Genomic DNA, 25,825 nt, shown 5'->3' with positions numbered 1-25,825 from the left:
CATGCTAACAAATATCGTCCAATCCAACTGAAGTAGCATAGCACCGCTTGATACTTTGCACTATGGTAGGAGAAATTTTAGGACGCAAGCCTCAGTTTGCTCTAGCGTCATCATACATAATTTTCTAATAAGGTAGATAGAATGTCTTACATAACGGAATATCAAGAATCAGTTGACTCTCCCGACACATTTTGGGCTGACAAAGCAAAGCAATTACCTTGGTTTAAAGCACCCGAAAAAATATTAACTGATGACGAAAACGGCATTACAAGATGGTTTGCTGATGGACAAATGAATACCTGTTATATGGCTTTGGATCACCATGTAGCACAGGGGCGTGGCGAGCAAATAGCGCTCATTTATGATTCGCCTGTTACCGACACTAAAATGCAACTGACTTACGCTGAATTACTTGAGAAAGTGGCTCGCTTCGCCGGTCTATTGCAAGCCAACGGAGTTAGCAAAGGTGATAGAGTTGTGGTGTATATGCCAATGATTAGCGAGGCGGTCATTGCAATGCTTGCAGCGGCTCGAATTGGCGCTGTGCATTCGGTGGTATTTGGCGGTTTTTCTGCCAATGAACTTGCTGTGCGTATTGATGATGCGCAACCAAAGATGGTGATAACAGCCTCATGCGGAATTGAAATTAACCGCATTATTGAATACAAACCCATGATTGATAGAGCCATAGAGATTGCGACTCACAAGCCCGCAAAAGTGGTCTTACTGCAACGTCCACAGTGCATCGCTAGCATGCACGAAGGTCGTGATATTGATTGGGCTGAAGCCGTAAAAACAACCAACAAAGCCGAATGTGTCAGCGTAAGCGGCACCGACCCACTTTACATACTTTATACCTCAGGCACGACTGGCAAGCCTAAGGGCGTTGTGCGTGATAATGGGGGGCACGCTGTTGCTTTAAAGTACTCAATGTCTGCAGTCTATAACATGCAACCAGGTGATGTATTTTGGGCTGCCTCAGATGTTGGTTGGGTGGTAGGTCATTCCTATATTGTGTACGCGCCGCTGTTGCACGGCTGCACAACCATAGTTTACGAGGGAAAGCCGGTTAGAACACCTGATGCAGGCGCCTTTTGGCGTGTTATTGAAGAGTATAAAGTAAAAGCTATTTTTGCTGCACCAACGGCGTTCAGGGCTATCCGCAAAGAAGACCCTGACGCTAAATTATTGGCCAAGTATGACCTCTCCTGTCTAGAAAGCGTATTTATGGCGGGTGAGCGTCTTGACCCTCCAACCTACGAATGGACAAAACAAATAACCGGAAAACCCGTCATCGACCATTGGTGGCAAACCGAAACTGGCTGGGCCATTGCTTCAAATATAATAGGTATTGAAAGGCTAGCTACCAAACCTGGCTCAGCAACCAAACCAGTACCTGGTTTTAATATACAAATACTCAATGCAAGTGGTCAGCCTTTACCTCCTAATACTCAAGGTGCGATTGCGATTAAGTTACCTTTGCCTCCAAGCTGCCTAGCTACCATTTGGGGCGACTTTGATCGCTTTGCTTCTGGTTACTTAACTGAATACCCCGGATACTATTGTTCTGGCGATGGCGGTTACATAGACGAGGACGGGTATTTGTTTGTAATGGGCCGCACTGATGATGTCATCAATGTTGCTGGGCATCGTTTATCAACGGGTGAAATGGAAGAGATTTTAGCAGCCCATGATGCGGTAGCGGAATGCACTGTAATAGGTGTTTACGATAGTCTTAAAGGCCAAATACCCGTCGGCTTAACCTTGTTAAAAGACGGTGCCAATATAAGTGAAGCCGACTTGCAAGCCGAGTTAGTCGCCATGGTCCGCAAAGAAATAGGTGCCGTTGCCTGTTTGAAGCAAATACTTATTGTAGAGCGTTTACCAAAAACCAGATCCGGTAAAATACTGCGTAAGTTGTTGCGTCAAATAGCTGAAAATGAAGAATTTGTTGTGCCTTCAACTATCGATGATCCAGCAAGTATTGATGAGATTAAAACGATCATGCAAAATAATGGATTGGTTAAGCCGGCAGTTGAATGCCTCTGAATGCAGCCTAAAAGAAGGTCTGCTGTGACACCCCGGTGGAGAGCCGGGGCAAAGTTGTTTATCCGCCAAGCATAGCTAGGTGTTTAGTGGCACCTGTGTAACCGTCATGCAAAAAATGAGTTGATTTTTTATCTGCCAGTAAACTCACCAATTCCTCTTGCAAGCGCTGCCCGGAGTTATCCAGTAAGAATTGCCTAACATCCAGTCCCTGCTCACTGAACAGACACAAGTGTAATTTGCCCAAAGCTGAAATACGTAATCGATTGCAAGTAGCACAAAAATCTTTACTGTAGGGCATAATAAGCCCAATATTTCCTTTATAGTCCTTATGGGTAAACTCTTGCGCTGGACCGGCGGTTTTATTCTGCTCAATTTGCTGCCAGCCGTTATCGAGTAAACGCTCTTTTATAGGTAAACCTGAGGTATGATTTTGGTCAAAAAAGAGCTTGTTATCCCCCGTCTGCATCAGTTCAATAAAACGTAATGTGACTGGCTTTTCTTTGATCCAATCCAAAAAACTGTCGAGTTCGTTTCGGTTAAAATGCCTCATCAACACGGCGTTGACTTTCACTTTTATGCCTAACTCAAGCGCTATTTCAATACCCTGTATAATAGTTTTTAACTTATCATGCCCGGTAATAGCCGCAAACATCCGTGGGTCGAGACTATCAATGCTTACGTTTAATGACGATAGCCCAGCATCCACCCAACTACTAATTTGCTCTGGTAACTTGTAACCATTGCAAGTAATAGCAACATGCTCAATACCTGGTGTACTCGCACAGGCCTGAATTATTTCTGGCAAATCCTTACGCAATGAAGGTTCACCGCCAGTGATGCGAATTTTGCTGGTACCGAGGTTAGCAAACGCCGTGGCGATTTTACGAATTTCCTCGAGTCTCAGAAAGTCTCGCGGGGTATCGCATTGGTATCCATTTGGTAGGCAATACTCACAACTAAAATTGCATACATCTGTTATAGACAGCCGCAAATAGTGGAAGCGGCGCCCAAATTTATCTTCTAACATATCACTAACACCTTTCCAAAATGAAGTAGCGAACACAATTATGCGCTACTTAGGGGAGGCAGCGCGATTTCTCTTGCAACCCTGGCGATAACTATCGATGTAAACATCTGTATCGCGGCTAGCAAACCTTGTCATTAGGAGTTAGGTCTGAAAGCTCGGAGTTAATCCAGTACAATTAGTAACATAGTTTTCGAAGAGGTTCTATTTAAGTGGTGCTGCAATAAAAAATAAATCTGTAATAAACAAAAAGTATGATAAAAAGTATGAGGAAGAGTATGATAAATAGTGTCATTAAAATTAAGTGTCACTAAAGTTGAGTGTCGCTAACTGGGTCTTTGAATATCATTGCTTATGACAAATGCCAATACATCGCCATTTAAGAAACTAAAGGCTAAAATTCTAGCCCTCGTTACTGCTGCCCTTCTCATGATTGGAATTATTGCGATTATCTCCAATATCATGCTCTCGTCCCAAATAGAAAAATATCAACAGCTCATTGCCATAGAGAACAATGCCGTTGCTCAAATTGGTGCGCTTAACTTACAGTTTAAAACCCAAGTTCAAGAGTGGAAAAATGTATTACTGCGTGGTCACCAAACTGAAGATAGAGAAACATATTGGGACAGGTTCGTTCACCAGCATCGGATGGTTCAGCAATTAGCAACCGACATTTTATCACTGCAGTTAACACCAGAAATTGAGACAACGGTAAGAGAGTTTCGGCAAATACACGCGTCGTTATTAACAAAATATGAAGCGGGCAAACAGGCATTTATCAATACTAACTTTGATCATAAAAAAGCTGATTCAACGGTAAGAGGCATTGACCGAGCTCCCAGTAAAGCGCTGAAAACCTTAGTTGAACAAATTCAAAACCAACTCAATGACAAAAACAACGCGCTGGAGTGGCAAGCTAATCAAAGCCAATGGTTGTCTATTTTAGCTATATTTATAGCAATTGTTGTCAGTATTATGTTTGCAAACCTATATGTGAATAAAACAGTTATTAAGCCAATTGTTGCGCTCATTCGGCATTTAGAAGCGGTTGCTCAAGGTAATTTCAATGCGCCTGTGGTAGCTAATCGAGAGGACGAGATTGCTGAAATGTCAGCAGCTATTCAAGTGTTGAGCGATAAACTACGCGATGAATGAATGTATCCATATGCTTTTTAACCGCACAATATTTAGGATCCCTTGATAATATTTACTCACGACTTCCGTCAATTTCGGGTTTGTGATTTGTCTAATTTTATTTAACTCTAGAGGCTGGCAGGGCATTTAAAGCCGCAGACAAGGTTGAATATGTTTCACAAATAACACCATCTGGGCGAAATCCTGATTTTGCTAACGTTTTCAATGGTTGAAACTGGAAGTCTGCCAAATATATGTAAGTGTCAGACTTGCCACATTTATCAATGAATTTGTTCAGTGCCGCCACACCGCCAGAGTCAAGAATCGATACGCCATCTAAATACAAGACGACTCCTTGCTCTTTATTGCACAACTGAGATAATTCACCAAAGACGCGATCAGCGGCAGCAAAAAACAACGGCCCATTTATTTTGAATACCTTCCAGCCATCGGGCACTTCTAGATTAACCAGCTTGTTGTGTTCTGTTATGTCTTGTATTTTGGTCATTTCAGCGATTTGTTTCATAAACAACAAAGAAGCTAAGACTATGCCCGTAGTTATCGCTATGACCATGTCAAAAAGCACCGTGAGTGAGAAGCACACCATAAACACAAATATTTCACTGCGAGGTGCCTTTGCTAACAAGTGCATTGCTTTTGGCGCTTCACTCATATTCCAAGCAACCATAATTAGCAAGGCCGCCATGCTCGCCATCGGCAGGTAAGCGAGCACGGAAGACAATGAAACCAAAGAAATAAACACGACAATAGCATGCACCATGGCGGCAATGGGGGTTTTTGCGCCTGTCTTAAAATTGACGGCCGATCGGGCAATGGCAGCGGTTGCTGTAATACCGCCAAAAAAAGGCGTAATTATATTTCCGATACCCTGTCCCAAAAGTTCACTGTTAGCGCTATGTTTTTTGCCCGACATGCCATCAAGTACTACAGCACACAACAATGACTCAATGGCACCAAGCATCGCAATAGCAAATGCTGCTGATAATAAATCTTGCGCTAATTGCCAACTTAACACCAAAACAGCTTCGTTCGCTTGGGTTCGCAGCCATGGCCATTGAAAGTTGGGCAATACTGATGGAATACCAGAACCAAGAGTGCCATCGGATAATGTAAAAGTGAAAGTTGACCCTATGGTCGCAACATCTAAGCCCTGTCTATTAAAAGTGAAGGCAATTAAGCTCCCAACTACTACAGCCGGCAGATGGGCTGGAATTGAGGTTTTTAAACGTGGCCATAACATCATTACTGTCAGCGTGACTAAGCCAACGATAAGCGGCCAGAGCGAGAAATCAGGTAAAGCTTCAGTCAATACCATGATCTTACCGGTGAAATTTTCTGGCATCGCTGTGATAGTCAGACCAAAGAAATCTTTAACCTGGAGTGTTGCAATGACCACAGCAATACCACCGGTAAAACCCAAGGTAACCGGTTCGGGAATATACTCTATGTAACGGCCCATGCGCAGCAGTGCCATCATGACCAATATAATGCCAGCCAGAATACTGGCAATCAATAGGCCGGCAATTCCGTACTGCTGAACAACGGGATACAGTATCACCACAAATGCAGCGGTTGGCCCAGATACGCTGTAACGAGAACCGCCAGTCAATGGGATAAAAAAACCCCCAATAATAGCGGTATAAAGACCATATTGCGGTGCAACACCTATCGCTATTGCTAACGCCATTGCTAAGGGAATAGCAATGACCCCAACCGTGATCCCCGCCATTAAATCTTTAGTAAATGTCGTAAGCCCATAAGGTGCTTCATTCAAAGTATCACGTAAAGCGTGAGCAATTCTCAGTGAAAAAAGGTGAACACGATGAGACATTTTGTTCTCAAAAAATTATTGAATTATACTTACATGTACATTATGCTCTTATCAAATACAATTTCAATGGTAATCAAATTAACATGTTTTTAAAAAAGGGGAAAGTATGGAAAATCGAACAGCTAGACTGACACTGTTAATTGATCCTGATAAGAAGGCGATGTTTGAAAAACTGTGTTTACAAGAAGATGTAACGCCGTCACAGAAAGTGAGACTGTTTATTAGGGAGTATATCGAAACAGAACTTGGCACCGACTGGCGAGATGAGGTTTTTAATAAATAAGTCAAAAGGCGTTTTGATTATTCAAAAATTATTTTTAGCCGGTACATTTGTACCGGATGAATTTATTTCAGCTGATGACTTAACAGAATAGTCATTATTACCCCCCACATTAGCTAAATCTGAAACGATAGGGTCTCGAACGATAAGGGTCTCAAAAGTAGATTAAATAATACGGATTTCAGTAAGATGGCAAAACAACCGATAGTTTGATACTGCTTATCTGCTCATTAACCCTGTTTGCGCTAGCATGTCAGCACTCTTTAAACGTGCCTGAATATTGTGTATGGGTATCGACACTATTAACTCATCGGCTTCGGTGGCTTGGATGAACTGGTTTAATTTTTGTGCCACTGTGTCAGTAGATCCAACCACCGCATAACGTAATATATGTGACAACATTGCTTGGTCGGCTGCAGTGCAAATTTGTGATAGATCATCCACAGGTCGGGCAAAAGGACGATTGACACCTCGGCGCATATTCATAAATTGCTGTTGTACCGAGGTAAACAAATACATCGCTTCTTCGTCTGTATCAGCCACAACGACCATCACACCGGCCATAACATAGGGCTTATCGCATTGCGTTGATGCCTGAAAGGTTGAGCGATAGATATTAATCGCATCAAATAATTGATCCGGCGCGAAGTGAGAGGCAAAAGAATAAGGCAGACCAAATTTAGCAGCCAGTCGCGCACTGTATAAACTCGAGCCCAACAACCAAATTGGTATATGCGTATTAGCGCCAGGAACGGCAACTATTCGCTGTCCGTTTTGTGGTGCGGCCAAATAATGCTGTAATTCCCGAATATCCTCAGGATAATTATCTACATCAGAGTTGAGATTACGCCTTAGTGCTTGGGCAGTCGCCATATCAGTGCCAGGAGCACGACCTAAGCCCAAATCGACTCTACCCGGAAACAACGTTGCCAAGGTGCCAAATTGTTCTGCTATGACTAACGGCGAGTGGTTAGGTAGCATCACACCACCTGAACCGATCCTAATGCTCTTGGTGGCCGCCGCAATATGCCCAAGCACAACAGCTGTAGCCGAACTTGCTACGCCCTGCATCGCATGATGCTCTGCTAACCAAATTCGATGATAGCCACTTTGTTCGGCTTGAACCGCCAATTGACGCGAATTCTCAAGCGCTTCAGCAAGGCTGGCACCTTCAGCGATCGGGGCGAGATCTAACAGTGAGAATGGCAGTGTCATAAAAAACCTCAGTAGAAATAATGCAAGCCAATCACGCTATCATAAATGAATGAGGCTAGTCGGTCTGTAAAGTTTGTGATTTATTATGCCATTTTTCATCTAGATTCTTAAGATGTTATGTTAATAACTAATACAAAGGTCTGCCACTGGATTGCGTAATAGCAACGTAAATTAACACTTGTGCTGAGCATAAGGTATTTTCTCTGGCTTTATAAATATTTTTATAAGGAGAGTTTAATTGTTATGAACTAGCATGACACGTCGTTTTGAAATTGAAGGAAAAATGCATGAGCAGCTTACTTTATTGGAAGAATTAACGTGTGACTGCGCGCAAGGATATTACCTTAGCAAGCCTATAACAGCTAAACAACTTCTCGAACTTAAGTACATTAGAAAGCCATAGTTTACCCTGGTGTTAATGATCCTTTTTATGACCATAGTGGTTATAATAATATGAGTAAAAAAGACGACATCATTTTAGTACCATTAGTCGACGGCGACGGTAACATTACCGGATACGTCGATAAGATGACTGCACATATTCGCGGTGACTTACATTTGGCTTTTTCAGTCATGGTTATTCGACGTAAAAGAGATCGTGTTGAATATCTGCTGCAACGCAGAGCTCTGCACAAGTATCACAGTGGCGGACTGTGGACAAATACCTGTTGCTCGCACCCTCTACCAAACGAAACTATCACCACTGCCGCACAGCGTCGAGTTTCAGAAGAACTTGGTATACAAGCCCCCTTAAATTTATTAACAGTTGGCAAGATACGTTACAAGCACCGTCTGGATAACAATCTAATTGAGCATGAGTTCGATCACATACTCGTATCCGAAGTTATGGAACTGACATGGCAGAACAATGTGGATGAGGTCATGGAAGCACGTTGGTGGAAGGAAAGCGAAATTGAAAAGCAACTAAACAATAACCCTGAGATGTTTACCGCATGGTTTGCGCAAGTATTTTCGTTTGCCCGCGCCAATATCACCGTTTCAAAAAGGCTATCTGGTTCGATGCCACAGATGAATTAGCATCATATGCGACATAGTTAGACCGAATAAGCCAATAAAGATCCAGCGCAGTAACTCAGTATCTATGGCGTCGCTTGCAACCACTGCGAAAAGCACCCAAGCTAAAACCAAGGTGAGTATTACAAAGGGCAAACTGATGACAATCACTTTTACGAAGCTCAGTTTTAGCATCTTACTAACGTCAAACAAATGCTTTGGAGAGTGCAGTATGCAAAAGTAGAGTGCAAAGTGAAGCAATGGGGTAAGCACTACGCTGCTGGTTATCAGCGCAATCCATTCTGTTACTTGCCATCCACTTTTTATTTTTTTATTGGTAACAGCCTCAATAACAAAGTATACAAAACCTAAAAAAGCCACCGCGAAAATCATTTGCATCGCTTGAATAATCCAAACAGCGACTTCACCGCTAACAAATAACGCGGTAAAGAGAGTTAACACTATAGCGCTATTTACAATAGAAGGGCCGCAGAGCACCATGGCTGATAAGCAAATTCGCGCATACCATGGCATCGTCGTTCGCCAGTCGGCTGCAAAGTGAAAAATCGAAATACCTAAAAACAAAGATAATGCAGTACCTGGTAAAGCAATCCAAAATACAATCGACACACCCGCCACTGCCGTATAAATAACTAGAAAACGACACGCAGTACGAACACCGGTAACATAATTTAATGATTTAGCAACGGCAAAGTCTAATGCCCCATGTGGTAAACCTAAAATAACCACTGCAATCGCTAAGGCTGCTACGCCGGCGGCATTAGATAACTCAATATTCAGCAGCAGAGCAAGTACCGAGAGTCCGAGTGTGACCAAATAGATTTGCGTGAAGTGTAATTTACCCATTTTTTATGTTAACTCTCACACGTCGAAATAAAGCACGTAAAAAAGGTTTTTTGGGCATAGCCCAAATAATACAAACGAAATCGATTAGGGTCGCCTTCTCTGACATAAAACGCACAAATCTCTGCGCTGGAACGGTCTTAAAAAGTTGTATAAAAATCGTAACACCCACTTCCATGTCATTTCTTAACACACTTAACATCAGTTTATCCATCATTTGATAGATAGCAGGAATAGGCGTATTAACAGATATCGTACTTGTTTTAATTAAATCATGCGCACTTTGTGTAGCCCATTTTTGGCTTCCAATAAAACTATATCCGGTTGAAGCACGCATCGCGCCGCCCGCAATCCCCCCATAAATGATAGCCTGCTTTCGATGTTGTGTATTTTGATTGACTAAATACATTGGTAAAGCTGCGCATTCGGTGCGTTGTATGGTGTAGGGATGTTGCTTTACTATTTTGTGTATCGCGTCAGTTAGGCGTGCTTTCAAAACAGACGCTGCGACAGGAGCTAAACTAAAGCAAGTAAACTCTACGAGCGCATGCTTGGTGCTAAAAGGCAGGATGTAAATAAATTCGATACCAACTTCTGAATGACGTAGCTGATGCATCAATTTAACCGTGGACGGCTCGAATACATCGACCTCACATACAATTTCCTCACCATAAAAACACTGAATAAGGCCTTCATGCTGGCTCTGTAGTGGCGGAGGTCTTGTATCAACAACTTGCTTAGCCGACAGTTGCTCGCTCCCTGTAGTCACAATAGCCGCAAACCCTGCCGCGGTTATTGAACCAACGTGACTATCAAAACGAATATGAAAGTTCTCTTTGGCAGCGGTTCTCTCCAAAGCGAGCGCACATAAGGACTCCGATCTAAGGCAGCAGTATTGAAAAAGAGTATCGTGCATTAAATACTCGCTTCCATCGGCAGATAGACTCCAGCTTTGCCACTTATGAGTTAAAATTGCTTCAATATAAGCCGGTAAGCTATTTCCTCTTTCGCTGCTACGATTGGCTTCAGTGACATGCCAAAAGCTCCACATTTTATCGTTCTGAGGCCCTTGCCTACTTTCAAGCACAACTACCTTGCCCGCGTAGTTTGCAGCGTCTAGTGCTAGCAACAATGATAAACCCGCAGCCCCAGCCCCTATAATGATTAAATCAACCTCACTTTGTTTGGTCGATAACTGCGTCACTTGCTCTGCATCTCTGACGCTAAATGCGAATGCAGTTCTCTAGCATGCACACAATCAGTGTGGGCTAGTTTCGAGGTGGTTAACTGCCACAAAGCCTGACTGGCTAATTGTAGTTTTCTTGGCGTTGGCACCATCACCCTTCCTTGCCAATAAATACAATCTTTATTGAGAAGTTTACGACCAATGTCACGGTAAACAAATGCTGCTACGGCAATGGCTCGTCGATTACGTGGTGGCAAATAATACAAACCAGCTAGGCCGCTTTGGTAATATGTTTCAGCCAGTTGCAGCAGCCTTTGAATGGCTTTTTGCACAATGGCTCTTTCCGCTATTTCACTTTTTGCAATTTGCGCTGCGGATAAACCATTGACCCAATTTTGAGGAATATATCGGCGCTGCATTTTTGCATCTTCCATTACATCGCGAGCAATATTGGTCAGTTGCATACCAATGCCCAAGTCGACCGCAAAAGAATGACCTGATTTTTTCGCACCTAGAATAGGTGCCATCATCAAACCAACCACGCCAGCCACTCGATAGGCATATTGAATGAGCATCTTATCGCTGGTCAGCGCTAAAGGAATTAGGTCTTGGCTTACCCCTTCGATAAGCGTAATGCCATGTTTTCGATCGATACCATACTCTGAACAGAGCATCAGAAAGTCACCAACAACAGGGTCCGTTTCTTGATTTTGAATAATCTGTTGTTTTAACAACTTGAGCTGCGCTGCTGCCTCTACTTTATCTTCATTTTCATCTGCTATATCGTCAACAATACGGCAAAATCGATATAGGCGAGCCGCAGCAATACCGGTTTTTGAACCTAAAAAAAAACGTGCAAAATTAAATGATTTGCCATGCTTTTTTAACAGCGTTGTAGGATTGTCCTGCATGATGTCCTCGCTGGTCTATGCGTTGACAGGGTTAATTAGTCGGTCAACCACTTTGGCTGAAGATAACACTCCTGGTACGCCTGCGCCCGGATGAGTGCCAGCACCGCATAAAAATAAATTATCAGGACCTTCGGCGCGATTATGAAATCTGAACCAAGCCGATTGTTGAAACGAAGGAGCAATAGAAAAACCACTACCCTCAACACTACTAAAGTCATGTTCAAAGTCTTTAGGCGTTTTAGCGAATCGGTGCACGATATGTGATGACAAACCGGGCATGATGGTCTTTTCTAATGCGGCAATGATGCGATCTCCATAATCTTTCTCTTGGACTGACCAATCAATGCCAGAAAGATTGTTAGGCACCGGCGCCAACACATAAAATGAATCGCATCCTTGTGGTGCCATACTAGGATCTGTAGCTGTCGGACGATGTAAATATAGTGAGAAGTCGTCAGCCAATATCTTTTTATCAAAGATATCACTCAGCAGATCCTCATATCGCTTACCTAACCATATAGTGTGATGCACAATATCAGGATATTGCTTGGTAGTACCAAAATGCAATACAAATAGCCCCATAGAGAGTGAACTGTGCTTTGTTTTGATCTTTGCACTCAACTTTTGTTGCTTGCTCGGTATTAAGTTTCTATACAGATATTTAGGGTCTATATTTGAAATCACTTTGTCACATGCAAGTTTGCCAGCGTTGGTATGCACCTCAGTAACCTGATTATCCAGAATGGTTAAATCGGTCACTTGGGTGTTTAGCATAATTTCAATGCCTTGCTCTTTCATCAGCTTTTCAAGACCGTCGACCAGAGCACCTGTGCCGCCCATCGCAAAGTGAACACCCCATTTACGCTCAAGATAATGTATCAAACTATAAATGCTGGTGGTGGCAAAAGGATTACCACCGACAAGTAATGGCTGGATTGAAAAAGCCTGCCTGAGCTTATCACTTTTCAAGTATGCACTTACCATCTGCCAAACGGTTCGGTAACATTTAAGTCTGATAAGCGCCGGCACTTGAGCAAGCATAGTTGACATTTTATGAAACGGCTTGTCCGCTAGTTGCGTGAACCCGACATCAAATATCGCTTCTGATTGCGCCAAAAGACCCAAATATCCAGCTTGGTCATCCGGCTCAATTTGTTTAATACGCTCAAGTGTGTCTTCAATTGTTCCGCCATAATCAAAATGCGTCCCATCCGAGTAAACAAACCGATACCATGGCTCAACTGGCACAAGGTCGATGTAGTCAGACATTTGCTTATCAAAGAGTGTAAATAGCTCTTCGAGTAAAAACGGCGCGGTTATTACTGTAGGCCCTGCGTCAAAAATAAAGCCTTCTTTATTAAATTGCTGTGCTCGCCCGCCTAATCTTTCTCTCTGGTCAATAATGACCACGTCATAACCTTTCGCTCTTAAGCGCAGCGCAGAGGCAATGCCGCCGAGTCCAGCGCCGATGACAACTGCTTTATTCATTTCTAGTACCTGTTGTTTTTGCAAGCAAACTTTTGGATGCGCGGATAAACGAACTTGCGCAGTTTACGGGAAGTAGTGCCAATTCTTTTTCGCACTGTTTCAGTAAATATTGGGCTCGATTTTTAGATATCGTTATAGCCTCTTGTATCGAGCTTTTAGCCGCGATTAAATTGACTAGATTAAGTTGATTGCGCTGCGCGTCTTGCTGCCAATCATTTAAGTCATCTAGTATTTGATAGGCAATTGAAAATCGGCTTAACGCAAATTTTGCGTTGGATATATAATTCTCACAACCTGCCATTAACAGCGGCAGTTCCAAAGTAAGTCGAATTAATGGACCCGATTTCATTGCGGCGATATTTTCGTACTCTTGCTCAGTTATGTCGTTATTTGCATCTAGGTCTCGTGACTGACCCCGAACGGTCATCGCAACCGCTTCATGCGTATGGATTAAGAGTGCAGATAATGAAGGTGTTGAATCGACATGTGCAAGTGAAGCAAATGCGGCGGAAATCATAGCATCACCAGCACAAATGGCGTGAGCTTTACCGTATTTTTTCCATATTGCCTCTTGATTTCGTCGAGTACTTTCTTGGTCTTGCAAGTCGTCATGCACCAACGACGCATTGTGAAGTAGTTCTACCGCTCCAGCTAAAGCAATAATAGATGATGTCGGGAGTTGAAGCGCCGTTCCTGCATCGATACACAGTTTTGCACGCGTTCGACTGCCGCCACTAGCTAGATGGAAACGAGAAGGTTCGTTGTCTTTTATGAAACCAAGCATATGGTTTTCGCACTGTTCAAGTAAGACAGACGAGTCAAAATTAGGATTTGCGTAAGTTTGATTCATGAATGTTGGCCGTATGTTAAAAGGAGCCTGCAGCCACTGTTATAGTGACTACAGACTCACCAGTACATTAAAAAATATACGTTTATATTCAGCTTTGTTTTACACTCATTGGCTGGCTTTCGCTAGTTGCTGCGTACCATATTAATAGACCGAACGCGATTTTGTTAACGAAATCGGCTAAGTTGTAAATGATGTTTAGCGACTCTTGATCAGCTGTTCCTGTCATATATCCTAATACATAACCAATAGGATAGATTGCCCAACCTACAGTTACGACCCAACGCATCGCGTTATATGCAAATTTGACCGCTTCGCTGGTGACAGTTTCTGCTGCTTTGCCGGCTGCTCCAAAAAAGATTTCATACAGAATGTAGAACCAACCTAACATACCTATCACAAATCCTACGGTGACATTGATATAGCCCGCTTCTGCCATGTAGCCTGGTATTAGCATGACTAACGTACCGAGTAGCAAACGCCAAAATATACCAGGTGATGCAACGCCAATAGCGCGTAGTATCAGATAGAATTCAATCATCAATAATGGCACTGTGAGTAACCAATCTATATATCGATATACCGTAGGCGTAGTTTGCGTTGCTACCCATACGTCACGCATATAGAAATAGTGAACAGCCGCGATGAAAGTAACAAGAGCGGATACGACGAGGGAGGTTTTCCATTTTGCAGAAACACCTTGTGTTTCCCAAAGGAAAAAGACGGTCGACGCCATCAGCGCCATTGAAATGATCCAAAATGAAATACCGACAAAATCGTCAGCAGCCAGATTAGCAGCGGCATAAGCAAAACTTGGTAGCGCGAATAAAAATAATGCTGTTACGATCATTTTTAAACTGACACTGGTGCGGCTTAATGAAAAGCCTTTTGCTTTGGTGTAAGCATTGTTAGTTGTCATAATGTTTCTCTTATTGTTATTAAAGAAATGTGTGGTTCTTAGTACTTTTTTTACTACTTCCTACAAGTTTGTTACCAATTTGTTAATTAGTAACATGCTTTTTACTCATACTCACGGATTTAGTTTAAAATTTATTTCATATTTTGAAATTAACTTTTACATTTTGTGTACATAGAAAATTACACCACACAGAATTTGCACTATCATAATGTAGAAATCACTATGAATTGCGGGCTTCGCATCAACATTTGTATTTTACTTAATAAAATAATTACCCCCATTTAAATTTAAAAAAGCCAGTGTAAACATGCCGCAACCTGACACATTAGTCACGTTTGAAAACGACATGTTCACACTATGCGCCACGTTGATTAAATCTTCAAGCCTATATCTTCGATGAAAACCTAGTCAAAGGGATTCTAATTGATGGCACTGGAAAATTGTCCAATCGTCTTTACAACATAATAACCTACCGGCAATTGGCGACTGGCTTGTCGTTGACAAGTTGCACGCAACTAGACCGTTTTTATGAGCTGCAGTACCAAAACCCAAATAAACTAAGGCACTAATCACCAACTTATATCGTAACCTCAACTTATAACAAATAAATCCATAAAGCGATTTACCGGTGTGCTTTCAAGCATGGCTTGATCTTTACAAAGCGTGAAGATCGTTTGACACTGCTGATTTGGGAAACGTGATGCTAAGTTTGATTTGAATTTTTGCTCTAACAGCGGAATGCCTTCTTCACGACGACGGCGATGCCCTACAGGATATTCCACAACCACTTCTTCTGTGCTACTGCCATCTTTAAAGAAAACCTGGATGGCATTTGCAATGGAGCGTTTGTCTGCTTCTAAGTACTCAGCGGTAAAACGTTTGTCTTCAAAAATTTCCATTTTGTTACGCAGTTCATCGATAATCGGGTTGCCATCATGAAAGCGGTCTTCATAATGTTCGGCAGTCAAACTTCCAAACGCTAAGGGCACAGCAATCATATATTGCAGGCAATGATCACGGTCAGCAGCGTTGGCGAGGGAGCCCGTTTTTGAAATGATACGAATAGCCGACTCGTGGGTGCGAATTACAATCTTGTGTATTTCTGATAAGCGAGATTTCACCTCAGGATGTAGAATAACTGAAGCTTCGGCAGCGGTTTGCGCATGGAACTCGGCAGGGAATGAAATCTTAAACAAGATGTTTTCCATTACATAAGAGTCGTAGGTTTGAGAAAACGAAAACTCACGTTCAGACTCAGGTTTGAGTGCTTGGTTTTTATTCGTCTTCGAGAAAGAGACGTCATAAAAACCCCATTGCGGCGCTGTTAACGCGCTTGGTATACCCATTTCGCCACGCATCGACATGTCAGCCAAGCGAACCGCTCGTGAGGTGGCATCACCCGCAGCCCAAGATTTACGAGAACCCGCGTTTGGTGCGTGACGATAAGTACGCAGTGCAGAACCATCGACCCAAGCTTGAGATATTGCAGCCATGATTTGCTCTCTGTTGCCGCCCATCATTTTAGTGACAACCGCCGTTGAGGCAACACGTACTAGTAAAACGTGGCATAAACCAACGCGATTAAAAGAGTTTTCTAGGGCTATAACACCTTGAATTTCGTGCGCCATTACCATGGCTTCAAGTACTTCTCGCATCATCAGAGGCGATTCGCCCTTAGATAGTTTGACTTGGGACAAATGATCTGCCACAGCCAGGATCCCACCTAAATTATCCGATGGATGACCCCATTCAGCGGCCAACCAAGTGTCGTTATAATCCAGCCAGCGAATAATACAGCCGATGTCCCACGCGGCTTTTACCGGATCGAGTGACAGCGATGTTCCAGGCACTCGGGCGCCATTCGGCACAAGGGTGCCTTGTACGATTGGTCCAAGGTGTTTCGTGCATTCAGGAAAGCGCAAAGCTAATAGTCCACAACCCAATGTGTCGAGTAAACAGTTGCGTGCTGTGTCGAGAGCTTCCTCGCTGGAGACACTAAAACTGAGTACATAATCAGCAATATCTTGGATGACATGATCGTAATCGGGGCGATTATTAATATCTACATTATTACTCATTTTGTATCCTCTTTGGTCAAGTTTAGCGCTTTTGAAATCTTAACATAGACCACTGTCTGCGATCAGGAAACTTAAAAGGGCATCATGCTGGCACTCGCAGACTATTTTTAAAGACATTAAGGAATGATTGTTTACGTGCAGTATTTTTGTTAATTTCAGTGCATTAACATATGAAGAAACCTTAAGAATCGCAATAACATGAATCCTGTTGCTTTAATCCAGCCACAAATCCATCAACAGATAGCACTTTTGTATGAGGTTTTTTTAAGCCTTAGCGAATCCGAAAAAAATGCATTAATGATTTTGGCGGTCGTGTACAAGCCTATTGGTATTATTAAGTTAGGACAAATAATAGATATATTAGAGGGTAGAGGCTTTTTTCTAAAAATAAAAAAAGAATGTCATTTAAGTGTTCAGCAAAGAGACCACTTGATTCAGCGCTCGCTGTTGATGTTAAGTAAAGATGGATTGCAAATCAATAGCTTACTAGCCCATCGTTTAACTATTGAAATTGACAAATTACGCACCGCATATGACTACACGGCGGATGAAAAATTACGCGAAATAATAATGGCTGCAGAGCAAGTTTCACCTGTATTTACGAGTCATCATATGCGGATAAAAGAAGTCGATAGATGCAGAGTTATTCGAGATCTTTTTTATATGGGTAAAGTGGATCAGGTTGAAGATGCCTTAGCATTTAATAAAAACCCACAAATCATTGACCATAATCAAAATAGTATATTAGTTAATATTCTTTTTTTACCATTTAATTTAGATACCTTTTTGCAATTACCTAATATGTTGCAGTATCAAGCGTTTGCAACGCTTATCAGAACGTTTCAAATACACGGGCAAAGCTGTGAATATCCTATTAACTTACTAGAGCAAGTGTGCAAAGCTCATCCCGAAAATACAAGCTCTTCATTTAACCTTCACTGTCATCATTTACTTGCCGAACAATACTTGTATCAAATGCGTTTTAACGATTTTGAACGTATACAAACTGCAACAGACAACAGTAGTTATGGATTGCAGTTACTAGGTGCTTATTACTTTTTGACTGGGGACAACCAGCAAGCTATTGCCTATTTTGAAAGAGCGATACTCGCTAAAAATAGACTCACCAAACGGAAAAAGCAGTATTTAAATGAGGTGCTCGGCTATTTTTATAAATTGGCATTAATGGTGTACGCTAACCAGCAGGATGTTAGTTATTTTTCAACTGCGCTACAGCAAGTTGAATTTGAAGAAAGTGACCGTAAAGTTAACAGCGATTTTTACAACATCGGGCGCGGCGTAGTGAAACCTATTTTAAGCTTATCGACGGGCGAAAAATACAATATCAATATAAAATACAATTGTGCTGATGCAGAAATTGACTTTTTTTGTCACCAGCTAGGTTATTTTAATTATTTGCTGTCACAGATTTGGTGTAACCAGAGTAAAGACCCAGCACTTAATGAATTAGCAGTAAAATACCAGACCCACTTTAATCAACTTGCTTATCCCTTATTTGCCAATATATGTGAGCAAATGGCAGCCCGTTTCAGTAACAAGAAAGCCCTCAGTGAATCAAAACTGATCGATATTACCGCTCTTATTGAAACCAAATCACAATGGGATTTAGCCCTCGATAAATTAATTGCGCTTAACCCGAATACTGAAAAAGCGCTAACAGTCGTTACTGAAACAGTAACTAAGCCAGTTCGATTGATTTGGGAACTTGTCCAGGATTATGGCAACAGCTTGATGGCCCGTGAGCAAAAATTGAATAAAGCGGGCTGGAGCAAAGGACGCGTAATATCGCTGAAACGCTTAAAAGAAGAAACCGAACTATTTGGCTACTTCAGTGATAGCGATAAGAAAATTTGCCGTGCCATTGCGGCTCATCAAAGTTGGGGTTATTACTCCAAACTTGAATATTCACTGCAGGGGTTATCGGCACTCGATGCGGCTGTTGGTATAGATAATTTATACCAGTCTGGCGACTTAACGCAAACAATTGAGCTTACTAAGCGTGAACCAGAGCTGCTAGTTAGCCAGCAAGGCGACCAACTTTGTTTAAGTATTGCCGATTTATCGGAAGACATAGATGATGACCAAGAACATGAATATGAATATGACCAAGCACAGCAGGTTTACAACCTAAAGTCTATTTCAGATACCCACTATCAGCTCACGGTATTTTCACCTGAGCACCTTAAGGTTGCTAAAATAATTGGTGAAGGTGGTTTGCTAATTCCCATCAGTGCAAAACAAAAGGTACTCGTTGGCATATCAGCTGTCGCGCCTTTTTTGAATATACAGTCGGATATTTCAGAACTTGATACCGGCTTAGAAACGCATGAGTGCGATCCTAATTTAGTGGTTAATATTCAGCCAACGCAAAATGGGCTAGCATTTACTTGTGTAGTGATGCCATTTGGTCAAAACGGACCCGCGTTCAAGCCTGGGGCTGGCAATGCCAGCTTAACAAACGATATAGACGGCAAGCGTATCGCTACGCAGCGCGACTTAATGCGTGAAGAAACATTACTGGATCAACTCGACCAAGCGTGTCCAGCCTTTTTGAATATGCCCGATAATGTTTTACTATTAGACGATTTACAAACTGCACTTGGCGCTCTCCAGCAGTTGGAAGAGGCCATTACGCAAGCAAGCTTTGACCTCGTGCTGCGCTGGCCGAAAGGCAAAAAAGTGAGCTTAACTAAGAAACTAGACAGCGAGCATCTGCAGTTATCGGTTAGTAAAAAAAGTGAATGGTTTGATATTACAGGCGACTTGCACGTAAACAACGAGCAAGTAATTGAACTGCGAAAACTGCTAGAACTGGTTAAAAATAGTAACGGACGCTTTATTCAACTTGGCGCGGATCAAATACTCGCTTTGTCTGACGATTTACGCCATAAACTCGATCAAATCAATCAACTTACCGACGACGGTAAATTTCATCCACTTGCCAGCTTGCAAATAGAAGACGCCACTGCTGGCATGCGTATGAAAACGATTCATGCTTGGGATCAGCAAACTCAAAAAATGCGTCAAGCAAATACCATTGAACCGAAGATCCCTTCAACCTTTCAAGCTCAATTGCGCGACTACCAACTAGAGGGTTTCGACTGGGCATCGCGTTTGGCACACTGGGGGGCTGGCGCCTGTTTAGCCGACGATATGGGGTTGGGTAAAACCTTACAAGCGCTTGCGGTTTTGTTATCTCGGGCTGGCCAAGGGCCGAGTTTAGTTATTGCACCGACATCTGTTTGCTTTAACTGGCATCAAGAAGCCCTCAAATTTACCCCAACATTAAACATAAAATTATTTGCAGACTCAACTAATACTGAGCAACGAATGGGCTTATTGAACGATTTAAACCCATTTGACTGCGTAATCATCAGTTATGGACTATTACAACGCGAAACGAACATACTCAAAACAGTACAATGGCACACCATCGTTGCCGACGAAGCCCAAGCGCTAAAAAATCCATTAACCAAACGCACTAAAGCCGCCATGGCATTAAAAGGCGACTTTAAGATGATCACCACCGGCACGCCGATTGAAAACGACCTAACCGAACTGTGGAGCTTGTTTCGCTTTATTAACCCGGGTTTACTCGGCAACCTAAAGCGCTTTGGTGAACGATTCTCAAGCCCTATTGAAAACGCAAAAGAAGACAAATTGGCTGCACGCAAAGCCAGCCAAGGGCTAAAAGCCTTGATTCAACCTTTCATTTTACGCCGAATGAAAAACCAAGTATTAACTGAATTGCCGTCGCGTACAGAGATTAATATTCAAGTAGAAATGAGCCCCAAAGAACGCGATTTTTATGAGGCATTGCGACTCAACGCGATAGACAATATTAGCCAAAGTGGGCAGCAAGCCAACACCGGAGAGCAGCGTATTCGAATGCTCGCCGAGTTAGTGAAACTGCGTCAAGCTTGCTGCAACCCTAAATTAGTCATGGCCGAAACCGACATACCCAGCGCCAAGTTAGCAGCGCTCAGTGAATTGTTAGACGAGCTCAAAGTCAATAATCACAAAGCACTTATTTTTAGTCAATTCGTTGGGCACTTACAATTGATAAAAAAATACATTGAGGCCAAAGGATTTAGCTACCAATACTTAGATGGTTCAACCCCACAAAAAGACAGACAAAAACGCGTTAATGCATTTCAAAGCGGTGAAGGAGATATCTTTTTAATTAGCCTGAAAGCAGGTGGGTCAGGCTTAAACTTAACCGCCGCTGATTATGTCATACACATGGACCCTTGGTGGAACCCTGCGGTGGAAGAGCAAGCCTCGGATCGTGCCCACCGTATAGGGCAAAAACGACCCGTTACCATTTACAGATTAATAGCCAAAAATACGATTGAAGAGAAAATTGTCGCCTTGCACAAACATAAACGAGACTTAGCAGACAAGCTTTTGTCGGGGAACGAGGCAGTTACCAAGCTATCGGTAGACGATATGTTAAATTTACTTAAACAGACGTTTTAAGCTTGAGCAACTAATTGTGTCGTTTTTGCTGCAACGACTTGGTCAGGTCTGTCATCCTGTTGGCACCTGTAAAATGGGGGCCGATTTAATGTCTTCCAAAAAACGTTTTACAGCCAATACCGTTGATTGAGGATCTTCCTCATGAGGTACATGACCTAACTCATCAAACACAATCAGTTGGCTGTTTGCTATGTCTTGATTGAATTGTTTCCCCCACTCTGGCGGGATCAATCGGTCCATCCCTCCCCAGATAATCAGTGTAGGTACATTAATTGTTGTCATCCTATCAACTAAACGCCCAGGGGATAATTGTTTAAAACGCGCTTGCAACGCACCCCGGTTGCCCTCTCGAAGAGATAGGTCGTAGTATCGATCAACTAATTCATCGCTCACTAAATCTGGATTTCCATAAACATTCTTAACACTTTGCGCGACCAGTGATTTAGGTAAAACGTTTTTTAACAACACACTGGTTATCGGATTTTGTGACAATCTAAAGGCAAGTGGAACAGATTCAGGCTTAAAGGGATAGCCACTGGCATCGACTAAGACCAATGAAGATACTCTGTCAGAATGCAGCACCGCCGTTGCCCAAGCAACATGACCACCTAAAGAATTGCCAGCTAATAGACATTTTTTAACGTTTAATTGGTCTAGTACAGCAACAACCACATCAGCATAATGCTCAATTGTGTAATTATTTTTTGGATCCGGTCCGGTTAAACCAAATCCGGGTAAATCAAAACGAATAACTCGACGATCCTCTTTTAATACCTCCACCCAACCATCCCACGTATGCAATGACGCACTTGTGCCATGTATTAAAACAATAGGGTCTGGGTCATTTTTGGGACCTTCGTCTCTTAAGTGAATGTTCATACCCGCAATATTTACAAATTGCGAAGGCTCTTGCGCCCATCGTTGGCTAAGTTCTTCTACCGACTTGTCCGAGGCACTGTGAATATAGAGATAAACGGCAAGGCAAGCTGCTAGTATTAAAAACAGGTACAAACAATACTTTAAAAAGCTAAACACTTTATAACCCTTATTTTGTTATTTTTTTAATGTAATTGAAACATGTGAACTGTATCAATTAAGCTAAAGTGAACGCTAAAACAAAAATGTAAATCAGTCTATCTTTATCTTACCACCCTGCTTATATTAACCTTAGATAAAGGCTTGTGTTGATTGAAAACACGCCATATATCGTTAATTGTAAAGTATCACGCGTCATGCTTCTCTTGAGTTTCTCCCTACTATTCGACTCTTAACTGAATTATATGAGTCACCTGAATTTGTAAAAGCAAATACCTTTAAAATTAATTCTAATGAAAAAATATTAGTGCTAAATGCGATTAATCAACTTAAATCCGATATATTGACGAGCAATTAAGTAATTAGCGGTATTTATTCTTTGCTTACTCGAATTAAATGCTTTTATTAAGCGCTCTTATTAAGCGCTTTTATTAAGCGCTTTTATTGAACAAAAATTAACACTGGAAAATGCATGAGAACAGCACTAATACTAAGCGTGCTATTAATAATAGCTGGCTGCACTAATTTAAGCACAAATAAAACTCAAGCTGAGGTAGACGTCATCTGCGAATGGGGCACTCAAAAATTCGATTTGTGTCAGTTCACGTCTTATGACGATATGATTGAAGCGTTAATAGCCGAGATGACCTTGGATGAAAAAATTGGTCAGATGACTCAATCAGTCTGGCATAATAATGTCTCCCCCGAAGTTATCCGTGATAAAAACATCGGTTCTATCATTCACACTGAAGGTCCTACTCCGGGTCCTAACGCTATCGACTGGGTGAATAAATTTGATGAGTTTCAATCCAGTGCATTGCAAACCCGCTTAGGTATTCCTTTGCTAATTGCGGTGGATGCCGTGCACGGACAAAATACCTTTGAAGGTGCCGTGATATTTCCACACAACATTGGTATGGCCGCCACTAGGAACCTTAAACTGATCAAACAAGCTGCTCAAATTACCGCTTCAGAAGTCGCTGGCACCGGTTTCAATTGGACATTTTCACCCTGTATTGCTATGCCACAACATGAGCATTGGGGAAGGGTATATGAAGGTTTTACAGAAGATAGAGATCTTACCACAGCAGCCGTTATTGCTTCAGTTCGCGGACATCAGGGTAGCAATCTAGCAAACCGGAATACCATTGCCGCTACAGCAAAACACTTCATTGGTGACGGTGCAACCGAGGGTGGCGTTGAAGGTGGCAATGCAATCATGACCGACGAGTTAATGCGAGAACGCTATCTGCCTCCCTATGCTGGCGCAGTGGATCAGGGAGTTGCTGCGATCATGGTTGGATTTAATTCATATAACGGCCTGAATATGCATCAACATAGGCATTTGGTTACCGATGTGTTAAAAAATGAGTTAGGCTTTCAAGGAGTGGTGCTTACTGACTGGAATGGAGGACTGCGGTTTGGTGAGCCTCACAAAGTTATCAATGCCGGTATTGATATGGCGATGCAGCCGGGAAATCATGAAGAGTTCATGAGTAAACTGAAGCTGTCTATTATCGACCAAACCGTGCCCATGAGTCGAATTGATGATGCAGTGCAGCGAATTTTAGCCATGAAATTTAGTTTAGGACTCTTCTCTGATCCCTTTGCAAAAAGAGAATTGAGCCTCAGTGTTGGTTCAAAAGCACACCGAGCGGTGGCACGTCAGGCCGTAAGAGAATCGTTGGTATTGCTCAAAAATGACAATCAAGCATTACCCTTAGATCCCTTCGAACCCATCGCGGTGGTCGGTACTCACGCCAACAATAGTGGTTTACAGAGCGGTGGTTGGTCTATTCACTGGCAGGGGCAAACACACAGCTATGCGGGAGCAACCACGATCCTTGAGGGTATAAATTCCGTCAACTCAAATGTTGAATACGCCGAACAAGGTTGTTATGCCGGCATGCAAGCTCAAAAAGCAGTTGTTGTTGTAGGTGAAAATCCATATGCGGAAGGCGCTGGCGACAGCGATGAATTGTGGTTGAGCGATGAACACAAGACACTTATTACAGGTTGTAAAAACCTCGGTAAGAAAGTAATCGTGATATTGATTTCTGGTCGAGTTTTGGTGATTAACCAGGATTTAAACAATAGTGATGCGTTTGTTGCAGCCTGGTTACCTGGTTCTGAAGGTGGCGGCATAGCGGATTTCCTATTCGCCACTGATGGATTCAAACCAACTGGAAAATCACCTTATTCATGGCCAGTTGAGTTTGCTGATATTCCGATTGCACCCTACGCCGAACATGCTTTATTTAAGTTTGGCTATGGACTGCAAGATTATTGAATCTTTGACTCAAGAGTAAAATAAATGAATACAACTCCAAATAATCTTGACTATGATGCATTGGCAAACTTGTTCTGGGAACGAGGGTTCATTGTTATTGAGGGCTTTTTTGACGCCAAGTTAATGTCTGAAGCACAATCTTCTATTATGGCTCATTTTGGTAATTCGCCTGCCTACGAGCACGACCAGCGTTTTATTGATTTATCAAAAACCGAGGTGATACCCTGGTTTCCGCAAAATCAAGGTCATGATCTTTTTGATAGCCTTGAAAATGATATGCGCTTAAAAAAATTAACCAGCCAGATTTTGGGCGAAGGGTGGAAAAATCAATACTGCATGGTGATGTTTTCCAAAGAAGGGAGCAAAGGGCAAGCTTGGCACCAAGACTGTCCCCCAGAAAACAGCACACAGTTTAATCTCAACCGTTTGGTTTACTCAATGGATGTAGACCATGAATTAGGAGGGCAGGTATACATTCGTCCCGGTTCTCATCGCCTAGGCGCATTAACTAAAGGACCATTGTTTGAAGATTTTGATGACCAAATTGTGTTGTCGCCAAAACAAGGCACGTTAGTGTTACTACATGGTCATTGTTGGCATCGTATAGGTGAACTTAAGGGCAAATACAGAGTGTCTACAAACTATCGCGCTGCACCGAGCCAAGCAGCTGACAGCATTACTGATATTTGTGTTTATCGGAACATGAGATATCAGTTCTCAACGGCCAAAATCGTGGGTTAAAAACAGGCGGTTTAGCTATACAAAGACTGAGCTCATGGCTCAAAGAAATGAAAACTAAACGCTTTATCGTTAGCATTCAAAGGTTATTGCACAACTTACAATTGTTATGATCTTGAGGATCAATCAAAGCAATTCCATCACTCTAATTATTCTTGGTCCATCGATAATAAGGCACCAAATGTAGGCCGACAAAAAAAATCATACTTCTGATTCAATTTTTGAGGTCTTGCGGTGATAATCCTCATCGAAGTCAGAATTAAAAGTATCATACTAATTTTAGATGGAACGGCAAAATCACTTAATTCGATGACAATAAAGTATCACACTTTTGGCAACTGACAGTCCGTTTGGGGAGTTTGCAGACGTTGAGTTTTTGCGAGAAATGACTGCAACGCCTT

18 protein-coding genes and 1 riboswitch are annotated in these 25,825 nt (G+C 42.3%); of the genes, 7 read left to right on the top strand and 11 right to left on the bottom strand.

Features of this window, described 5'->3' with window-relative positions; all coding sequences use genetic code 11:
• Positions 1-141 precede the first annotated feature (141 nt).
• Positions 142-2,049, top strand: coding sequence for a propionyl-CoA synthetase (locus CXF81_RS01875; RefSeq protein WP_101179577.1), 1,908 nt, complete (start codon positions 142-144; stop codon positions 2,047-2,049).
• A 58-nt stretch (positions 2,050-2,107) separates the two neighbouring features.
• Here CXF81_RS01875 and moaA read toward each other — a convergent pair whose 3' ends face one another.
• The gene (moaA, locus tag CXF81_RS01870) at positions 2,108-3,076 is read right to left on the bottom strand and encodes a GTP 3',8-cyclase MoaA (protein WP_101179575.1); all 969 of its coding nucleotides are present in this window, start codon (positions 3,074-3,076) and stop codon (positions 2,108-2,110) included.
• A riboswitch (molybdenum cofactor riboswitch) is annotated at positions 3,069-3,249 on the bottom strand. It overlaps the preceding gene by 8 nt.
• A 178-nt stretch (positions 3,250-3,427) precedes the next feature.
• Between moaA and CXF81_RS01865 the strand changes: the two genes are divergently transcribed.
• Positions 3,428-4,228, top strand: coding sequence for a HAMP domain-containing protein (locus tag CXF81_RS01865; RefSeq protein WP_101179573.1), 801 nt, complete (start codon positions 3,428-3,430; stop codon positions 4,226-4,228).
• 97 nt (positions 4,229-4,325) lie between these two features.
• Here the strand turns inward: CXF81_RS01865 and dauA are convergent, their stop codons facing one another.
• Positions 4,326-6,059, bottom strand: a complete 1,734-nt coding sequence (gene dauA / locus CXF81_RS01860) for a C4-dicarboxylic acid transporter DauA (RefSeq protein ID WP_101179571.1) — start codon at positions 6,057-6,059, stop codon at positions 4,326-4,328.
• Between the two features lie 106 nt (positions 6,060-6,165).
• On the opposite strand from dauA, the gene CXF81_RS01855 reads away from it, so the two are divergent.
• Positions 6,166-6,342 (top strand): CopG family transcriptional regulator, encoded by a 177-nt coding sequence (locus CXF81_RS01855; RefSeq protein ID WP_101179569.1) that lies wholly within the window; start codon positions 6,166-6,168, stop codon positions 6,340-6,342.
• A gap of 216 nt (positions 6,343-6,558) precedes the next feature.
• Here the strand turns inward: CXF81_RS01855 and CXF81_RS01850 are convergent, their stop codons facing one another.
• On the bottom strand, positions 6,559-7,554 hold the full coding sequence (locus tag CXF81_RS01850; RefSeq protein ID WP_101179567.1) for an LLM class flavin-dependent oxidoreductase: 996 nt from the start codon (positions 7,552-7,554) through the stop codon (positions 6,559-6,561).
• 453 nt (positions 7,555-8,007) lie between these two features.
• Between CXF81_RS01850 and idi the strand changes: the two genes are divergently transcribed.
• The gene (idi, locus tag CXF81_RS01845) at positions 8,008-8,592 is read left to right on the top strand and encodes an isopentenyl-diphosphate Delta-isomerase (protein WP_101179565.1); all 585 of its coding nucleotides are present in this window, start codon (positions 8,008-8,010) and stop codon (positions 8,590-8,592) included.
• On the opposite strand, the gene CXF81_RS01840 is transcribed toward idi, so the two are convergent.
• The 7 genes from CXF81_RS01840 to prpD form a co-directional block, all read right to left on the bottom strand.
• On the bottom strand, positions 8,563-9,435 hold the full coding sequence (locus tag CXF81_RS01840; RefSeq protein ID WP_101179563.1) for a Brp/Blh family beta-carotene 15,15'-dioxygenase: 873 nt from the start codon (positions 9,433-9,435) through the stop codon (positions 8,563-8,565). The two genes, idi and CXF81_RS01840, sit on opposite strands and share 30 nt — an antisense overlap.
• Positions 9,428-10,636: a lycopene cyclase family protein gene (locus CXF81_RS01835; RefSeq protein WP_101179561.1), complete on the bottom strand. Its 1,209-nt coding sequence runs from the start codon at positions 10,634-10,636 to the stop codon at positions 9,428-9,430. The genes CXF81_RS01840 and CXF81_RS01835 overlap by 8 nt, the downstream gene beginning before the upstream one ends.
• Entirely contained in the window at positions 10,633-11,529 is an 897-nt protein-coding gene (locus CXF81_RS01830; protein WP_101179559.1) for a phytoene/squalene synthase family protein, read from the bottom strand. The genes CXF81_RS01835 and CXF81_RS01830 overlap by 4 nt, the downstream gene beginning before the upstream one ends.
• A 15-nt stretch (positions 11,530-11,544) precedes the next feature.
• Complete coding sequence (gene crtI, locus CXF81_RS01825) at positions 11,545-13,017, bottom strand: phytoene desaturase family protein (protein ID WP_101179557.1); 1,473 nt, start codon at positions 13,015-13,017, stop codon at positions 11,545-11,547.
• On the bottom strand, positions 13,010-13,867 hold the full coding sequence (locus tag CXF81_RS01820; protein WP_101179554.1) for a polyprenyl synthetase family protein: 858 nt from the start codon (positions 13,865-13,867) through the stop codon (positions 13,010-13,012). Before CXF81_RS01820 ends, crtI begins: the two co-directional genes overlap by 8 nt.
• Positions 13,868-13,955: 88 nt before the next feature.
• The gene (locus CXF81_RS01815; RefSeq protein WP_198556306.1) at positions 13,956-14,714 is read right to left on the bottom strand and encodes a bacteriorhodopsin-like; all 759 of its coding nucleotides are present in this window, start codon (positions 14,712-14,714) and stop codon (positions 13,956-13,958) included.
• Positions 14,715-15,373: 659 nt separating this feature from the next.
• On the bottom strand, positions 15,374-16,861 hold the full coding sequence (gene prpD, locus CXF81_RS01810; protein WP_101179550.1) for a 2-methylcitrate dehydratase: 1,488 nt from the start codon (positions 16,859-16,861) through the stop codon (positions 15,374-15,376).
• A gap of 198 nt (positions 16,862-17,059) precedes the next feature.
• Between prpD and CXF81_RS01805 the strand changes: the two genes are divergently transcribed.
• Positions 17,060-21,361, top strand: a complete 4,302-nt coding sequence (locus tag CXF81_RS01805) for a DEAD/DEAH box helicase (RefSeq protein WP_101179548.1) — start codon at positions 17,060-17,062, stop codon at positions 21,359-21,361.
• A gap of 51 nt (positions 21,362-21,412) precedes the next feature.
• Here CXF81_RS01805 and CXF81_RS01800 read toward each other — a convergent pair whose 3' ends face one another.
• The gene (locus CXF81_RS01800) at positions 21,413-22,396 is read right to left on the bottom strand and encodes an alpha/beta fold hydrolase (RefSeq protein ID WP_101179546.1); all 984 of its coding nucleotides are present in this window, start codon (positions 22,394-22,396) and stop codon (positions 21,413-21,415) included.
• Between the two features lie 472 nt (positions 22,397-22,868).
• On the opposite strand from CXF81_RS01800, the gene CXF81_RS01795 reads away from it, so the two are divergent.
• Both CXF81_RS01795 and CXF81_RS01790 read left to right on the top strand, forming a co-directional pair.
• The gene (locus tag CXF81_RS01795) at positions 22,869-24,686 is read left to right on the top strand and encodes a glycoside hydrolase family 3 N-terminal domain-containing protein (RefSeq protein WP_101179544.1); all 1,818 of its coding nucleotides are present in this window, start codon (positions 22,869-22,871) and stop codon (positions 24,684-24,686) included.
• A 24-nt stretch (positions 24,687-24,710) separates the two neighbouring features.
• On the top strand, positions 24,711-25,427 hold the full coding sequence (locus CXF81_RS01790) for a phytanoyl-CoA dioxygenase family protein (RefSeq protein ID WP_101179542.1): 717 nt from the start codon (positions 24,711-24,713) through the stop codon (positions 25,425-25,427).
• Positions 25,428-25,825 lie beyond the last annotated feature (398 nt).

The organism is Glaciecola sp. 33A (genome assembly GCF_002836745.1).
GTDB lineage: Bacteria > Pseudomonadota > Gammaproteobacteria > Enterobacterales > Alteromonadaceae > Glaciecola.
Note: the sequence above shows the minus strand (reverse complement) of the source record. Positions and strands in the feature narration are given on the sequence as shown.

What these genes read in the sequence shown, in the direction of transcription:
- CXF81_RS01795 (WP_101179544.1), top strand. Translation starts at nt 22,869, where the DNA reads ATGAGAACAGCACTAATACTAAGCGTGCTATTAATAATAGCTGGCTGC.
- dauA (WP_101179571.1), bottom strand. Translation starts at nt 6,059, where the DNA reads ATGTCTCATCGTGTTCACCTTTTTTCACTGAGAATTGCTCACGCTTTA.
- CXF81_RS01850 (WP_101179567.1), bottom strand. Translation starts at nt 7,554, where the DNA reads ATGACACTGCCATTCTCACTGTTAGATCTCGCCCCGATCGCTGAAGGT.
- CXF81_RS01820 (WP_101179554.1), bottom strand. Translation starts at nt 13,867, where the DNA reads ATGAATCAAACTTACGCAAATCCTAATTTTGACTCGTCTGTCTTACTT.
- CXF81_RS01875 (WP_101179577.1), top strand. Translation starts at nt 142, where the DNA reads ATGTCTTACATAACGGAATATCAAGAATCAGTTGACTCTCCCGACACA.
- CXF81_RS01855 (WP_101179569.1), top strand. Translation starts at nt 6,166, where the DNA reads ATGGAAAATCGAACAGCTAGACTGACACTGTTAATTGATCCTGATAAG.
- CXF81_RS01865 (WP_101179573.1), top strand. Translation starts at nt 3,428, where the DNA reads ATGACAAATGCCAATACATCGCCATTTAAGAAACTAAAGGCTAAAATT.
- idi (WP_101179565.1), top strand. Translation starts at nt 8,008, where the DNA reads ATGAGTAAAAAAGACGACATCATTTTAGTACCATTAGTCGACGGCGAC.
- CXF81_RS01805 (WP_101179548.1), top strand. Translation starts at nt 17,060, where the DNA reads ATGAATCCTGTTGCTTTAATCCAGCCACAAATCCATCAACAGATAGCA.
- prpD (WP_101179550.1), bottom strand. Translation starts at nt 16,861, where the DNA reads ATGAGTAATAATGTAGATATTAATAATCGCCCCGATTACGATCATGTC.
- moaA (WP_101179575.1), bottom strand. Translation starts at nt 3,076, where the DNA reads ATGTTAGAAGATAAATTTGGGCGCCGCTTCCACTATTTGCGGCTGTCT.
- CXF81_RS01815 (WP_198556306.1), bottom strand. Translation starts at nt 14,714, where the DNA reads ATGATCGTAACAGCATTATTTTTATTCGCGCTACCAAGTTTTGCTTAT.
- CXF81_RS01790 (WP_101179542.1), top strand. Translation starts at nt 24,711, where the DNA reads ATGAATACAACTCCAAATAATCTTGACTATGATGCATTGGCAAACTTG.
- crtI (WP_101179557.1), bottom strand. Translation starts at nt 13,017, where the DNA reads ATGAATAAAGCAGTTGTCATCGGCGCTGGACTCGGCGGCATTGCCTCT.
- CXF81_RS01830 (WP_101179559.1), bottom strand. Translation starts at nt 11,529, where the DNA reads ATGCAGGACAATCCTACAACGCTGTTAAAAAAGCATGGCAAATCATTT.
- CXF81_RS01840 (WP_101179563.1), bottom strand. Translation starts at nt 9,435, where the DNA reads ATGGGTAAATTACACTTCACGCAAATCTATTTGGTCACACTCGGACTC.